Here is a 15,594-nt window from a genome sequence, read left to right as displayed (position 1 = left end):
TAGAACCAAGATGCTAGACCGCTTCGCTGTTAGAATATAGACGGCTCATTCATGTTTTTGAGGTTTTAGTCTAGATTCTAGTCTCTTGATTCTCCTGTTTTTTTTACAATACCTTTTTTAACAATTTAATATACAACTCAACACCTTCTTCAATTTCAGCAAGATAAATAAATTCATCTGCCGTGTGAGATCGTGTGCTGTCGCCTGGTCCTAATTTTAATGATGGACAAGTTAAAACGGATTGGTCCGAAAGTGTTGGCGAACCGTATGTTTTTCTTCCAAGTGCAATACCGGCTTTTACTAAGTCGTGATTAATTGGAATAGACGACGAATTTAACCGTAAGCTTCTTGCCGTAATACTCGTACAAGGCGATTTCTGTGTTAAAATATCTGCAATCTCTTTATTAGAATATTTATCATTCACACGTACATCAATTACCAAATCAACTTCAGCGGGAACAGCATTATGTTGTTTACCAGCATTGATTTGCGTAACGGTCATTTTTACATCACCTAGAACTGGCGATTTTCGTTCAAACTTATAATCTTTAAACCATTTTAAAACATCAATTGTGTTGTAAATGGCATTATCAGCATTTGGATGCGCCGCATGGCTAGCAGTTCCTTTTACCTTCGCATCAAAAACAACTAAACCTTTTTCGGCAACGGCTAACTGCATTAAGGTTGGTTCACCAACAATCGCTACATCAATTTTTGGGATGATACTTAACATGCTATTCAATCCGTTTGACCCACTGCTTTCTTCTTCGGCAGAAGCGACAATGACCAGGTTATAATTCAGATCTTTTTTGTCGTAAAAATAAGTGAACGTAGCAATTAAAGACACCAAGCATCCGCCTGCATCATTACTGCCCAGACCATATAATTTACCATCTTCAACAATGGCTTTTAAAGGATCTTTGGTATAGCCACTATTTGGTTTTACAGTGTCGTGATGAGAATTTAATAAGAGCGTCGGTTTACTCTTTTCAAAATATTTATTGGTCGCCCAAATATTGTGATGGTCTCTTTTGAAAGGCATATGATGTGTAGTAAACCAATTTTCAATAAGCAATGCTGTATTGTCTTCTTCCGAAGAAAACGACTGTGTCTCTATCAATTGCTTTAGTAAAGCAATGGCATCTTGCGTTAGTTTTTCAATCATTGTGTTATGGTTGTATGTTTGTTTTTGGTATTGAAAAGCATATTTGATGTTCCGATACAAACTTTTTGAACGTTTTGATTTATTGCATGAAAACAGTTATTTAATTTGGGTAACATGCCTTCGTAAATAATACCGTTTTCGATTAGTGTTTTATAAGTTTCAGTGTCGATGTGTTCTATCACAGAATCATCATTATCGACCTCTTCAAGAACACCATTTTTTTCGAAACAATAATATAGTTCTGTGTTATAGGTCGACGCAAAACCGATGGCTATTTCAGAAGCAATAGTATCTGCATTGGTGTTTAGTAATTGACCTTTTTTATCATGAGTTATGGCGCAAAACACAGGTGTGATATTGTTTTTTAGTAGTACCTCTAAAGTGTTTGTATTCACTTTTTTAACATCGCCAACAAAGCCATAGTCAATAGTTTTAATCGGTCTTTTTTCAGAAATAATGGTATTACCATCTGCACCAGAAAAACCAATCGCATTACAGCTATTAGCTTGTAGTTGCGCCACAATATTTTTGTTGATTTTCCCAGCATAAACCATAGTGATGATATCTAAAGTGTCTGCATCTGTAATACGTCTGCCCTCATTCATTTGCACAGGAATATTCATTTGAGTCGCTAATTTGGTCGCTAATTTTCCACCTCCATGAACTAGTAGTTTAGGACCTTTTAGAGTTGAAAAATCTTTAATGAATGCTGCCAATGCATCTTCATTATCGATGATATTTCCTCCTATTTTTATGACTTTTAGTGTTTTCATCCCATCCTAACCTTCCCATATTTCGATTGCGCTCAGCACAAGCGTGAAGGAATTTCTATTTTTTTGAGACCTGCTAGGTCTTATTTGAAAATTATAAATTTTCTAAAATTTGCTTCAATACTACTTGTGCCGCATAGGTTCTATTATTTGCTTGCTGTATAACCACAGATTGTTCGCTATCTAAAACGGCATCTTCAACGACAACATTTCGTCTCACTGGTAAACAATGCATAAATTTTGCATGGCCTAATTTTGCTTTCGTCATCATCCAATTTTCATCTTGGTTAATTACTTTCCCATAGTCATTATAACTGCTCCAGTTTTTTACATACACAAAATCAGCATCTTTTAATGCATCATCTTGATTGTAATTAATAGGTGTATCTTTTGTAATTGCTACGTTTAACTCGTAACCTTTTGGATGTGTAATGGTTAAATCGATCTCAAGGTGTTGCATCATTTCTATAAACGAATTTGGAACCGCTTGAGGCAAAGCTTTGGGATGTGGTGCCCAAGAAATAACCACTTTAGGCTTTGCTTTTTCTGTTAATTCTGATATTGTAATGGCATCAGCTAAAGCTTGTAGAGGATGCGCTGTCGCACTCTCCATATTTAAAACAGGAACCGTTGCGTATTTTTTAAAACTATTAATCACATATTCTGATTCGTCTTTAGCTTTATTTTTTAATGTAGGAAAGGCTCTAACCGCAATAATATCGGCATATTGTGAAATAACCTGAGCAGCTTCCTTAACGTGCTCTGATTTATCCAAGTTCATTATGGTGCCATCTTCAAATTCTAAATTCCACGCGTCGTTCACGTTTAAAATCATGACTTCCATGCCTAAGTTTTTTGCTGCTTTTTCTGTGCTTAATCGCGTTCTTAAACTCGAATTAAAAAAAAGCATTACTAAGGTTTTGTATTTTCCTAAATCTTGAAATTCAAAAGGATTCATTTTTAATAAAATGGACTCCTTTATAGTTTCCGAAAGGTTAGAAATATCTTTTATTTTGGTGTAATTTTTCATGTTTAGTTCCCGCGAAAGCGGGAATCTGTATTTAATTAAACTTAGTTTAAACCTACAAGGTTTTTAAAACCTTGCAGGTTGCCTCAAAAAACAAATCAATATGCTTTTTCTGAATAGTTAAAGGTGGAAGAATTCTCAGTAAATTAGGATTCTTAGCACTTCCTGTAAATATATGATGTTCAAAAATGAGCTTTTTACGTAAGTCTGTAATCGGAAAATCAAACTCTAAACCTATCATTAATCCTCGTCCTTTAATGGATTTTAAATTTGGTAATGTTTTAGCCTTTTCTTGAAAATAGTTTGACATGTTTTTTACATTTTCCATTAACTTTTCCTCTTCCAAAACGTTTAAAACTGATAGTGTTGCAGCACATGCTAAATGATTTCCACCAAAGGTAGTACCCAGTAAACCAAAGGATGCTTCAATGGATGGATGAATTAAAATGCCACCAACGGGAAATCCATTTCCCATGCCTTTGGCGATAGAAATAATATCTGGTGTAATGTTGTGTTTCTGAAAGGCGAAAAAGTCGCCTGTTCTACCAAAACCCGATTGAACTTCGTCTGCAATTAAGGCTGTATTGTATTGCTTGCAAAGTGTTTCTAGTCCTTTATAAAATTCTGTAGTGCTTTGATCTAATCCGCCAACACCTTGAATACATTCTACAATTACAGCACAAGTGTCGTTTTGTTTTAAAATGGTTTCAACAACATCTAAATCGCCTAAGTCCACAAAATCAACCTTTTGTTGCGCATTTATTGGTGCTACAATCTTTGGGTTGTCGGTGGCAGCTACAGCAGCAGAGGTTCTACCGTGAAACGAATTTCTAAAAGCTAAAATTTTCTTTTTCCCATTATGGAATGAGGCTAATTTTAAAGCATTTTCATTAGCTTCTGCACCAGAATTACATAAAAACAGTTGATAATCTTTACAGCCAGATAATGCTTCAAGTTTATCTGCTAATTCAACTTGCATCGGATTTTGAATCGCATTACTGTAAAATCCCAATTTGCTAACTTGGTCCGAAATCGCTGCAACATATTTCGGATGTGAATGCCCAATGGAAATCACGGCATGTCCACCATAAAGGTCTAAAAATTCCAAACCTTTGTCATCATAAACGTAAACGTCTTTTGCGCTTACTGGTGTGATGTCGTATAATGGATAAACGTTAAATAAACTCATTTGTTTTATAATTTTCTTTGTTGTCATTCAGAGGGAAGAATAACCGAAGAATCTAAATGATTAAGAGATTCTTCGCGATGCTCTGAATGACAAATTGTAATCTTAAATCTGTTCCTTTTTGATATTACTAATTTTATTATAGGATGCCACCATACCTTGAATTAAAGACGAACTCAATCCTTTGTGCTCCATTTCATTCAATCCAGTAATGGTGCAACCCATTGGTGTGGTTACTCTGTCTATTTCTTCTTCTGGATGATCTCCGTTTGTAATTAATAAATTGGCAGCGCCTTCACTTGTGTACATCGCCAATTCCTGAGCTTCTTTAGCGTCAAAACCTAATTGAATTGCGGCTTGAGTTGTCGCACGAATCAGTCGCATCCAAAACGCTATGCCACTGGCACAGACGACTGTTGCTGCTTGCATTTGAGATTCAGGAATCGCCAAAGTATGGCCCAATCTATTGAAAATGGCTTCTGCGATTGGTATACGTTTTTTACCTTTTTCATTACTACACATACATGTCATAGATTTACCAACGGCAATTGCAGTGTTTGGCATAGCACGAATGATAAAGTTATCCTCACCAACCTGTGATTCAATTTTTGGAATGAGGAATCCTGTAATGGTTGAAATCAACACGTGATTTTCTGTTAAATACGGTTTTATATCATTTAGAATATTTTCAAAATGTGCTGGTTGAACTGCAAATATTAATATATCTGATTGCTTTACGGCTTTAATATTATCGGTGGTTAGAAACACATTTTTGTAACCATCAAATTCCTTGATGCCTTCTAAGTTTCTTTTGGTTAAGTATAATGTTGTTATGGCATTGTTAGTGATAAGTCCTTTGGCTATGGACTTCCCTAAGTTTCCTGTTCCTATTATTGCTATTTTCATCTTTAGTGACCGCGAAAGCGGTTATCTTTTTAATTAAACTTTCTTTATCTAAAAGCATTTCGCCTGCGCTCTTAATTCATACCTAACAGGTCTGAGTATATGTTAAAAATAATTAGCTTTCAATTGTAAGCCTTCGGTTTCCTTAAATCCGTACATTAAATTCATGTTTTGAACTGCTTGTCCTGATGCGCCTTTGAGTAAATTATCAATAATGCTTGTCACTAATAATTTGCCTTCATGTTCATGTAAATGCAGGATACATTTATTGGTGTTTACGACTTGCTTTAAATGAATGTCTTCATCTGAAATCAAAGTAAAAGCAGCATCTTTATAAAAATCGGAATACGAGGTTTTTGCGTCTTCGATTGTTCCTTCATATTTTGTGTAAAGTGTAGCAAAAATTCCTCTTGAAAAATTCCCGCGATTTGGCATAAAATTGATGTCAGATTTAAAATCAGTTTGTAATTGATTTACGGTTTGATTGATTTCACCTAAATGCTGATGCGTAAAAGCCTTGTAGTGTGAAAAATTATTATCTCTCCATGTAAAATGTGTGGTTGCTGATAAGGAAGTTCCAGCTCCAGTTGCACCCGTAACAGCATTAATATGGACGTCGTTTTTTAAAACTTCAGCCTTAGCTAACGGTAATAATGCTAATTGAATTGCTGTGGCAAAACAACCTGGATTCGCCACGTAATTTGCCTTTTTAATGGCTTCTTTGTTCAATTCTGGTAAGCCATAAACAAAAGTTTCTCCATTAAATCTTTCATCTTTTGTTAATCTGAAGTCATTGCTTAAATCAATAATTTTTGTCGTATCAGAAAAAGTATTTTGTTCTAAAAATGATTTTGAATTACCATGACCTAAACACAAAAACAACACATCAACATCAGGATTGATTGTACTTGAAAATTCTAATTCAGTTGACCCAAATAAGTCTTGATGTATTTGATAGATTTTGTTTCCAGCATTTGATGTGCTGTAAATAAAATCGATGTCTACTTTAGAGTGATGGATCAATAGTCTAATCAATTCTCCTGCTGTATAGCCTGCGCCTCCAATGATTCCTGCTTTTATCTTTTTCATCTTAGTGACCGTGAAAACGGTTATATTATAAATTGAACCTTTATTTAAAACTACTAGGTTTTTTAAAACCTGCTAGGTCAAGTCAGTCTTAATTATTTACTTGTTGATATATCTTATTTTGATTTCCAAAGATTTTAATAAACCCTTTAGCTTCTTCAGCCGTCCAACCTTTGTTTTCTTCGCCATAACTTCCGAATTTAGCGTTCATTAAATCGTGCTTAGACTTAATGCCATCTAATGAAAAATGATAAGGTTTTAAAGTCACGATAACATCGCCCGAAACTTTATCTTGACTACTTTGTAGAAAAGCTTCTATGTCTCGCATCACAGGATCTAGATATTGACCTTCGTGCAAATGCATGCCGTAAAAACTTGATAAATAATCTTTATGTTGCAATTGCCATTTGGTTAAGGTGTGCTTTTCTAATAAATGATGTGCTTTGATGATGATTATAGCAGCTGCAGCTTCAAAACCAACACGTCCTTTGATGCCAACAATTGTGTCTCCAACATGGATATCCCTTCCAATAGCATAAGCTGACGCCAAATTGTTTAAGACTTGGATATTGATTTCAGGATCGTTTCCAATCCCATTAATAGCGACTAATTCTCCTCCAGAAAATGATAATACCAACTTTTCAGGGTCTGAGTGTTTTAATTGTGAAGGATAAGCCGAATCTGGTAAGGGTTTTTCAGACGTTAAGGTTTCTTCTCCACCAACACTTGTTCCCCAAAGTCCTTTGTTAACTGAGTATTTGGCTTTGTTCCAAGACATGTCTATTCCGTTTTCAATGAGGTAATCAATTTCTTGTTGTCGTGTTAATTTGCCGTCTCTAATAGGTGTAATGATTTCAATGTCTGGTGCTAAAGTTTGAAAAATCATATCAAAACGTACCTGATCGTTTCCTGCGCCTGTACTTCCGTGTGCAATATATTTTGCATTAATACTTTTAGCGTATTGGACAATTTCGATGGCTTGGATAATGCGTTCTGCACTTACAGACAAAGGATAGGTATTATTTTTAAGTACATTTCCGAAGATTAAATACTTGATGACTTTGTCATAATATGACTTAATGGCATCAATATTTTTAAAAGTCGAAACGCCCATTTTATAGGCATTACTTTCAATACTTTTAATTTCTTCAGTTGTAAACCCACCTGTGTTTACACTTACTGCATGGACATCGTAACCAGCTTTTGATAAACTTACAGCGCAGTACGATGTGTCCAATCCTCCACTATATGCTATGACTAACTTTTTCATTTTTTATCTTTTTTTAGGAACATGTTTTGTTTTATGAGTTTCAATCTTGTCCATACTTTTTTATCGTAATTATGCTCATGTGATTTTGTTGTTTCTTTTTTTAAAGGATCATAGAGCATACCTGTACATAAGCACATTTTTTGTTCAGTTCTTGTTAGAACGTCGAAATTTTTGCAGGTTTGGCAACCTTTCCAGAAGGATTGATCATCTGTTAATTCTGAAAAGGTCACAGGCTTGTATCCCAATTCACTATTCATTTTCATAACCGCCAACCCTGTTGTGATACTGAAGATTTTAGAATCGGGAAATTTAGTTCTAGAATGTTCAAAAATCACTTGTTTTATCTGTTTGGCAAGACCTTGATTTCTAAAATCGGGATGAACAATGAGACCGGAATTGGCCACAAATTTCCCATGACTCCAGGCTTCTATATAACAGAACCCTGCAAATTTATCGCCATCTAAAGCGATCACAGCATTACCATTTTCCATTTTTGTAATGATGTACTCTGGTTTTCGTTTAGCAATACCAGTTCCTCTGACCTGTGCGGCTTGTGCGATAGTTTCGCAAATGAGTTCTGCGTAAATGCTATGTGATTTATCAGCAATTACAATTTTCATTGTGATTGTTTTTATTAATTATGTATTTTTTTATTGTCTTGGAATGAAGAACTGGACACACCTTAGTTCCTAATATAAATCGTACCCAAAAGGGCGACGACTGCGACTATTGCGCAAAGCAGGTCGGTTAGTAATTGAAAATACTAAAACTAAAAGTGGTAAAAAATGTGATGAATTGTTCAATGTAAAAAAATTAAAATTGATTAACTAAATGGTTTAAAGTAGATCCATTAGCGACGGCGCCTGTTGATGAACAAGCGTGTGGGTCTTTCAATTCTATTTCTTTGAATTAACATACTGTAAATTTATAATTATTATTTAATAATGTCCTTAGTATCATTGATTTTTTTAAAAGATTTACGAAATTCTTAATTGTTTCAATTAAAATTGTAAATATTTCACTGATAAGCGATTTCCATCCCATTCCATTAAAGAATGTAATCCGTACTCACAAAATTGGAAGCTTTAGAATCCATTAAATCCTTTAAAATAGCATTGTTATAATCGTTGTCTTTTGAAGCAACGAAAGTTCTGATTGAAAACGATCGTAAGGCATCATGTACACTTAAAGTTGCAACTGCTGAATCTTTCCGTCCTGTAAAAGGGTAAACATCTGGTCCACGTTGACATGAACTGTTTAAATTCACACGACAAACTAAATTCACTAATGTATCAATTAAAGGTGCTAAGGTTTTTACGTTTTTACCAAACAAACTCACTTGTTGTCCGTAATTGGATTCTGCCATATCATCTAAAGGCTCTTCAATGTCTGAAAATGGAACGACAGGAATCACAGGTCCGAATTGTTCTTCTTGAAACACCCGCATATCCTTAGTAACAGGATATAAGACGGCAGGGAAAATATAGTTTTCTGTAGTTTCTCCGCCTTTGTCATTTATGACTTTTGCGCCTTTTTCAGTTGCGTCGTCAATTAACCCTTGAATATAGATCGGTTTATCTGGTTCTGGTAAAGGTGTTAATTTTGCGCCATCTTCCCACGGATTTCCGAATTTTAAAGCATCAACTTTAGCAGAGAAACGTTTGTTGAATTCTTCAACAATGACTTCATGAACATACAATACTTTTAATGCTGTACAACGCTGACCGTTAAAAGAGGTTGTTCCTGCAATACATTCGTCAATAGCTAAATCCAAATCCGCATCAGGTAAAACAATGGCTGGATTCTTGGCTTCCAATCCTAAAACTAAACGCAATCTATTACTTTTTGGATGCTGATTCTGTAGGGCATTGGCAGATTTGCTGTTACCTATTAAAGCTAAAACATCGACTTTTCCAGATTGCATAATAGGTGCGGCAACGGTTCTTCCACGTCCAAAAATAATATTTACAACACCTTTTGGGAAACTATCCCTAAATGCTTCCATCAAAGGTGAAATTAATAAAACACCATATTTTGCAGGTTTAAAAATAGCAGTATTTCCCATAATCAAAGCTGGAATCAACAGCGCAAAAGTTTCATTTAAAGGATAATTATAAGGCCCTAAACATAATACAACGCCTAAAGGTCCTCTTCTAATATGTGCGTAAACGCCAGAATTTTTTTCAAATTTAGCGCTATTACGATCCATTTGTTTGTAATCTTCAATGGTATCGTAGATATATTCGACTGTTCTATCAAATTCCTTTTCAGAATCTGGAAGATTTTTGCCGATTTCCCACATTAATAGTTTGACGACTTCGTCACGTTTGGTTTTCATTTGCGTTACAAACTTTTCCATACATGCAATTCTGTCCACAACTTTCATAGTTGGCCATAACCCTTGTCCTTTATTGTAAGCGGAAACCGCAGAATCCAAAGCCTTTAAGGCTTCTTTTTTTCCTAAAGTTGGAATAGACCCTAGAAGTGTAGGCTTGTAATCTTCGGTAGAAGAAATTGTGGAATACACATTAGAGGTTTCTCCTCGCCAAGGTATCAGTCCTCCATCTACTAGATACGTATCTTGGTTAACTAAATTTTTAATTTGAAATTGCTCTGGTATCTCCACAAAGGTTGAAGTCATAATAACTTATTTTAACTATTAATTATTAGTAATAAAGGTACCAATAACATTTTTTGATTCGGTTAAGTCTATGTTAAGCTATACCAAAAACTGAAATAAATCTGGCTTATCATTAAGATAATCTCCAAAGAAGTTATGAAGCTTCATTTTAGTAATGAGCGGCTCCAAATCTTTAGGGGATTTTAATTGTAAACCAACAACCGCAACATCATTTTCACGATTGGCTTTTTTGGTGTATTCAAAATGGGTAATATCATCTGTAGGTCCTAAAATATCGACAACAAATTCTCTTAAAGCGCCTGCACGTTGCGGGAATTTAATGATAAAATAGTGTTTTAAGTTGGTGTAAATAAGAGCGCGTTCTTTGATCTCAGCCATTCGAGTGATATCATTGTTGCTTCCACTAATAACACAAACTACATTCTTACCTTTTATTTCATCTTTAAACTGCTCTAACGCACAAAGGCTCATAGCGCCTGCTGGTTCTACAACGATGGCATCCTTATTATAAAGGTCTAAAATTGTCTGACAAATTTTACCTTCATCAACCGTAACCACGCGATGTAGGGTTTCTTTACAAATAGCAAAGCTTAAATCGCCAACACGTTTTACAGCAGCACCATCTACAAAGTTATCTATAGACTTTAAAGTGATATTTTTATTGTTTCTGATGGAGTTCAGCATTGCTGGAGCACCTTTTGGTTCTACGCTGATAATTTTGGTTTGTGGTGATAAAATCTTGAATACTGAGGATAAACCAGCCGCTAATCCACCACCACCAACAGGGACAAACACATAATGAATAGGATGCGTTTTGGCTTGGTCTATAATTTCCAAACCAACTGTTGCCTGACCTTCAATAACCTTTTCGTCATTAAAAGGATGTACAAATGTTCTGTTGAGTTCTTCGCTTTGCTGCATCGCTGCATGGTAAGCATCGTCAAAAGTATCTCCAATTAAAACTACATCCACATATTCTTCGCCAAACATTTTTACCTGCTCAATTTTTTGATTAGGTGTTGGTGAAGGCATAAAAATAGTACCTTTTATTTTTAAAAGTTTACAAGAAAGTGCCACACCTTGTGCATGATTTCCTGCACTAGCACATACAATTCCGTTTTCAATTTGATCACTGGTTAAGGACGAAATTCTATTATAAGCACCTCTAATTTTATAGGAGCGTACTTGTTGAAGGTCTTCTCTTTTAAAATAAACGTTTGCATCAAATTGCTTTGAGTAACGTGCATTTTTAATTAAAGGTGTTACCGAAGCCACACCGTTTAGTTTTTCAGCGGCAGCTTCAATACCTTTTAATGTTGGTCTGTATGTGGTTTTGGTTTCTTTCATTCCCCTAAATCCCCAAAGGGGACTTTTTTGTTTTAATAAGACCTGTCAGGTTTTTAAAACTTGACAGGTTTGAAGCATTTAGGCTAAAACAGATGTTTTGGCATCCTCAGTTTTAATCACTTTCATGGCTGTCATTGCCGCACGTAAACGTTGGCCAACGGCTTCGATAGGATGATTTCTTATCGCATCGTTTATGGCAATTAACTCTATATTATCAACACCATTTGAATTTGAAAATGGCTTTCCAATAATAGATGTGTCAACGGTTGTCATGAAATCCGTTAATAACGGTTTACAAGCATGGTCAAATAAATAGCAACCATATTCAGCCGTATCTGAAATCACACGATTCATTTCGAATAATTTCTTTCTGGCGATGGTGTTCGCGATTAATGGTAATTCATGTAAGGATTCGTAATAAGCAGAATCTTCAATAATACCTGCAGCAACCATGGTTTCGAAGGCTAGTTCTACACCAGATTTTACAAAAGCAACTAATAAAACACCATTGTCAAAATACTCTTGTTCAGAGATATGATCTGAAGTTAACGCTGTTTTTTCAAAAGCTGTTTCACCAGTTTCTGCTCTCCATTTTAATAAGTTGACATCATCATTTGCCCAATCTTCCATCATGGTTTTTGAGAAATGCCCGGAAATAATATCGTCCATATGCTTTTCAAACAATGGACGCATAATTTCTTTTAATTCTTCAGAAAGGTTATACGCTTTGATTTTTGCTGGATTAGATAAACGATCCATCATGTTGGTAATACCACCATGCTTCAATGCCTCGGTAATGGTTTCCCAACCGAACTGAATTAATTTGGCAGCATAACCAGGTTCAATACCTTCTTCAACCATTTTGTCAAAAGATAAAATAGCACCTGTTTGTAACAAACCACAAAGAATGGTCTGTTCTCCCATTAAATCAGATTTTACTTCGGCAATGAATGACGATTCCAATACTCCGGCTCTATGCCCTCCAGTGGCAGCAGCATAAGCTTTTGCTTGTGCCCAACCTTTTCCTTCTGGATCATTTTCTGGATGTACCGCTGTTAATGTAGGAACTCCAAAACCGCGTTTGTATTCTTCTCTAACTTCCGTTCCAGGACACTTAGGTGCGACCATAATTACGGTTAAATCTTCACGGATTTTTGTGCCTTCTTCAACTATATTAAAACCATGCGAATAGCTCAAGGTTGCGCCTTTTTTCATTAAAGGCATCACAGCTTTTACAACGCTTGTATGTTGTTTGTCTGGTGTTAAGTTTAACACCAAATCAGCCGTTGGAATTAATTCTTCATAAGTCCCAACAGTAAATCCATTATCAGTTGCATTTTTGTAAGATGCACGCTTTTCGTCAATGGCCTTTTGTCTTAGGGCATAAGAAATATCAAGTCCCGAATCGCGCATGTTCAATCCTTGGTTAAGGCCTTGAGCTCCACAACCTACGATTACGATTTTCTTTCCTTTTAAAGCGTTTACGCCATCTTCAAATTCTGAAGCGTCCATAAAACGACACTTTCCCAATTGCTCTAATTGTTCTCTTAATGGTAATGTGTTAAAATAATTTGACATTGTTCTTCTTTTAGAAAATAGACAATAGACAACTAGAATATAGACTTATTATGGTAAATTTTAAAATCTTTCCTGTTGTTTAAAATCTGTTTTTATTTATAACCTTTTAATTTATTCCTCTAAAATCTAGCTATCTCTAATCTAGACTCTTATTTTTTAATCTTGAAATGCTTTTAGCAATGTTGATATTTTCATTTCGTCTTTAGTGACCGCAATTCTACCTGAACGTGTAAATTGCATAATACCAAATACGGATAATTCCCTATGCAATAAATCTATTTCTTCTTTTCTTCCAGATTTTTCGATGGCAAAAAATTCTTTGTTAACGGTTACAATTCTGGCATTGCTTTCTTTGATGATATTCTGAATCTGACGTTCATCGAATAATAATTCGGATTTAATTTTGAATAAACACGATTCCTGATAAATGATTTCATCTTCTGTATGATAGAAAGCTTTGATGACTTCAACCTGCTTTTCAATCTGACCGATAACCTTTTTCATTTGAGACTCGGTAATATTAACAACCAAAGTGAATCTTGAAACGCCGTCAATTTCAGAAGGCGAGGTGTTAAGACTCTCAACATTCATGTGTCTTCTTTGGAAAATTGCCGAAATTCTATTCAACAATCCAATGTTATTTTCCGTATAAATTGAAACGGTATATTGTTTGTTTTCGCTCATTACTTTGAGATTATAGTTGATTTGAGAAGAAAATAGATAATAGAATCTAGAACATAGACGCCATCTCGTTTCGTTTCAAATTATTTACTATTATTTATCTTATTTTTAATTGTTTAGTCTTCAAACCTTTTTAATACTTTTTATTTCACGACTCACGACTCACGACTCACGACTCACGACTCACGACTCACGACTCACATCATTCTAATCTTATATCTGAAACACTTGCTCCTGTTGGGATCATTGGGAAAACATTATCTTCCTTTTCAACTCTAACCTCTAGAAAATAGGGACCTTCGCAATCGATCATTTCTTTGACGGCAGCTTTTAAATCTTTTCGCTCTGACACTTTTTGAGCTTCGATATGATACCCTTTTGCAATGGCTACAAAATCTGGATTTACCATTTCTGTTGATGCGTAGCGTTTCTCAAAAAATAATTGTTGCCATTGCCGAACCATACCTAAAAATTCATTGTTCAGTACCACAATTTTTACAGGTACTTTTTGTTGAAAAATAGTACCCAATTCTTGAATATTCATTTGATAACCACCATCACCAGCGATCATAATCACCTCGCGTTCTGGTGCTGCCATTTTGGCTCCAATGGCTGCAGGTAATGCAAATCCCATGGTTCCTAAGCCACCAGATGTAATATTACTTTTTGTTTTATTGAATTCCGCATAACGACAAGCGATCATTTGGTGTTGACCAACATCACTAACAATTGCCGCTTCGCCTTTGGTCTGGAGGTTGATTTCTTTCAACACCTCGCCCATAGTCAAACCTTCCTTTGTAGGATGTAAATCATTTTTAATGACTTTTTCGTATTCAATTTTATATAAATCCTTGAATTTTTGATGCCAATCTGTATGTGAATTCGGGTGTAGTAATGGTAATAGATCTGTTAAGCTAGTCTTAGCATCGCCAAGAACAGCGATATCAGTTTTTACGTTTTTATCAACTTCCGCAGGATCAATTTCAAAATGAACAATTTTTGCTTGTTTTGCATAAGTTGCTAAATTTCCAGTAACACGATCGTCAAAACGCATGCCTATGGCAATCAAAACATCGCAATCGTTAGTTAGGACGTTTGGTGCATAATTACCATGCATACCAACCATTCCCACATTTAATGGATGTGAGGTCGGAATAGCAGAAGCTCCCAATATTGTCCAAGCCGAAGGAATACCAGCTTTTTCAATAACCGCCTTAAACGCATCTTCCGCCTTACCTAAAATAACACCTTGTCCCCAAACTATTAGTGGTTTTTTGGCATTATTAATTAATTCTGCAGCAGCTTTGAGTGAATTTTCATCGGTAGTAGGTACAGGTTTGTAACTTCTTACGCCTTTACATTTTTCGTATTTAAAATCAAACTCCTCAAATTGCGCATCTTTGGTAATGTCAATTAAAACAGGTCCTGGTCGTCCGCTTTTAGCAATGTAAAAGGCTTTAGCGAAAACCTCTGGAATTTCTGAAGCTTTAGTAATTTGATGATTCCATTTCGTTACAGGTGTCGAAATTCCAACAATATCAGTTTCTTGAAACGCATCACTTCCTAACAAATGCGAACCTACTTGACCAGTGATACAAACCAAAGGCGTAGAATCTATTTGTGCATCAGCAATTCCAGTAATTAAATTAGTCGCTCCTGGACCAGAAGTTGCCATAGCAACACCGACTTTGCCAGAAATTCGAGCATAACCTTGTGCAGCGTGTGCGGCACCTTGCTCGTGACGTGATAAGACATGGTGAATTTTATCTTGATACTTATACAATTCATCATAAACTGGCATAATCGCTCCGCCAGGATAGCCATAAAGGATATCAACTCCTTCGGCTAATAAACACTTTATAACGGCTTCACTACCAGAGATACGCTCAGTAGTTTGGCTGGTGTGAGTGTTGTTTTTAATGGTTTGAGTTTCTTTCATC

13 protein-coding genes are annotated in these 15,594 nt (G+C 35.5%); all 13 read right to left on the bottom strand.

Translation table 11 applies throughout. The features are described from left to right. Positions 1-103 precede the first annotated feature (103 nt). The 13 genes from HM990_RS16530 to ilvB all read right to left on the bottom strand — a co-directional run bounded on the left by HM990_RS16530 (position 104) and on the right by ilvB (position 15,593). Positions 104-1,165, bottom strand: a complete 1,062-nt coding sequence (locus HM990_RS16530) for a M20 family metallo-hydrolase (protein ID WP_178990511.1) — start codon at positions 1,163-1,165, stop codon at positions 104-106. After that, positions 1,162-1,938, bottom strand: a complete 777-nt coding sequence (gene argB / locus HM990_RS16525; RefSeq protein ID WP_178990509.1) for an acetylglutamate kinase — start codon at positions 1,936-1,938, stop codon at positions 1,162-1,164. The genes HM990_RS16530 and argB overlap by 4 nt, the downstream gene beginning before the upstream one ends. A 91-nt stretch (positions 1,939-2,029) precedes the next feature. Continuing rightward, complete coding sequence (locus HM990_RS16520; RefSeq protein WP_178990507.1) at positions 2,030-2,965, bottom strand: Rossmann-fold NAD(P)-binding domain-containing protein; 936 nt, start codon at positions 2,963-2,965, stop codon at positions 2,030-2,032. 52 nt (positions 2,966-3,017) lie between these two features. Beyond that, entirely contained in the window at positions 3,018-4,151 is a 1,134-nt protein-coding gene (locus HM990_RS16515) for an aspartate aminotransferase family protein (RefSeq protein WP_178990505.1), read from the bottom strand. Positions 4,152-4,253: 102 nt separating this feature from the next. Next, positions 4,254-5,054, bottom strand: a complete 801-nt coding sequence (gene proC / locus HM990_RS16510) for a pyrroline-5-carboxylate reductase (RefSeq protein ID WP_178990503.1) — start codon at positions 5,052-5,054, stop codon at positions 4,254-4,256. A gap of 102 nt (positions 5,055-5,156) precedes the next feature. After that, entirely contained in the window at positions 5,157-6,140 is a 984-nt protein-coding gene (gene argC / locus HM990_RS16505) for an N-acetyl-gamma-glutamyl-phosphate reductase (RefSeq protein WP_178990501.1), read from the bottom strand. Positions 6,141-6,228: 88 nt separating this feature from the next. Then, positions 6,229-7,407, bottom strand: a complete 1,179-nt coding sequence (locus HM990_RS16500) for an argininosuccinate synthase (RefSeq protein ID WP_178990498.1) — start codon at positions 7,405-7,407, stop codon at positions 6,229-6,231. Further along, on the bottom strand, positions 7,404-8,027 hold the full coding sequence (locus tag HM990_RS16495) for a GNAT family N-acetyltransferase (RefSeq protein ID WP_178990496.1): 624 nt from the start codon (positions 8,025-8,027) through the stop codon (positions 7,404-7,406). Before HM990_RS16495 ends, HM990_RS16500 begins: the two co-directional genes overlap by 4 nt. A 428-nt stretch (positions 8,028-8,455) precedes the next feature. After that, positions 8,456-10,048: an NADP-dependent glyceraldehyde-3-phosphate dehydrogenase gene (locus tag HM990_RS16490; RefSeq protein ID WP_178990493.1), complete on the bottom strand. Its 1,593-nt coding sequence runs from the start codon at positions 10,046-10,048 to the stop codon at positions 8,456-8,458. 78 nt (positions 10,049-10,126) lie between these two features. Next, complete coding sequence (gene ilvA / locus HM990_RS16485) at positions 10,127-11,395, bottom strand: threonine ammonia-lyase IlvA (protein ID WP_178990491.1); 1,269 nt, start codon at positions 11,393-11,395, stop codon at positions 10,127-10,129. A gap of 78 nt (positions 11,396-11,473) precedes the next feature. Further along, a complete protein-coding gene (gene ilvC, locus HM990_RS16480; protein ID WP_178990489.1) occupies positions 11,474-12,973 on the bottom strand; it encodes a ketol-acid reductoisomerase in 1,500 nt (499 codons plus the stop codon). A 156-nt stretch (positions 12,974-13,129) separates the two neighbouring features. Further along, positions 13,130-13,657, bottom strand: a complete 528-nt coding sequence (gene ilvN, locus HM990_RS16475; RefSeq protein ID WP_178990487.1) for an acetolactate synthase small subunit — start codon at positions 13,655-13,657, stop codon at positions 13,130-13,132. Between the two features lie 199 nt (positions 13,658-13,856). Beyond that, positions 13,857-15,593 (bottom strand): biosynthetic-type acetolactate synthase large subunit, encoded by a 1,737-nt coding sequence (gene ilvB, locus HM990_RS16470; RefSeq protein WP_178990485.1) that lies wholly within the window; start codon positions 15,591-15,593, stop codon positions 13,857-13,859. Position 15,594 lies beyond the last annotated feature (1 nt).

Source organism: Winogradskyella schleiferi (assembly GCF_013394655.1).
In the GTDB taxonomy this organism is placed as follows: domain Bacteria; phylum Bacteroidota; class Bacteroidia; order Flavobacteriales; family Flavobacteriaceae; genus Winogradskyella; species Winogradskyella schleiferi.
The sequence above is the reverse complement of the archived record's forward strand: the minus strand, read 5'-3'. Positions and strand labels throughout refer to the sequence as shown.

Coding starts and splice junctions, on each gene's coding strand:
- ilvA (WP_178990491.1), bottom strand. CDS start 11,395: ATGAAAGAAACCAAAACCACATACAGACCAACATTAAAAGGTATTGAA.
- ilvC (WP_178990489.1), bottom strand. CDS start 12,973: ATGTCAAATTATTTTAACACATTACCATTAAGAGAACAATTAGAGCAA.
- HM990_RS16495 (WP_178990496.1), bottom strand. CDS start 8,027: ATGAAAATTGTAATTGCTGATAAATCACATAGCATTTACGCAGAACTC.
- argC (WP_178990501.1), bottom strand. CDS start 6,140: ATGAAAAAGATAAAAGCAGGAATCATTGGAGGCGCAGGCTATACAGCA.
- HM990_RS16530 (WP_178990511.1), bottom strand. CDS start 1,165: ATGATTGAAAAACTAACGCAAGATGCCATTGCTTTACTAAAGCAATTG.
- ilvB (WP_178990485.1), bottom strand. CDS start 15,593: ATGAAAGAAACTCAAACCATTAAAAACAACACTCACACCAGCCAAACT.
- HM990_RS16515 (WP_178990505.1), bottom strand. CDS start 4,151: ATGAGTTTATTTAACGTTTATCCATTATACGACATCACACCAGTAAGC.
- HM990_RS16500 (WP_178990498.1), bottom strand. CDS start 7,407: ATGAAAAAGTTAGTCATAGCATATAGTGGAGGATTGGACACATCGTAC.
- ilvN (WP_178990487.1), bottom strand. CDS start 13,657: ATGAGCGAAAACAAACAATATACCGTTTCAATTTATACGGAAAATAAC.
- HM990_RS16490 (WP_178990493.1), bottom strand. CDS start 10,048: ATGACTTCAACCTTTGTGGAGATACCAGAGCAATTTCAAATTAAAAAT.
- HM990_RS16520 (WP_178990507.1), bottom strand. CDS start 2,965: ATGAAAAATTACACCAAAATAAAAGATATTTCTAACCTTTCGGAAACT.
- proC (WP_178990503.1), bottom strand. CDS start 5,054: ATGAAAATAGCAATAATAGGAACAGGAAACTTAGGGAAGTCCATAGCC.
- argB (WP_178990509.1), bottom strand. CDS start 1,938: ATGAAAACACTAAAAGTCATAAAAATAGGAGGAAATATCATCGATAAT.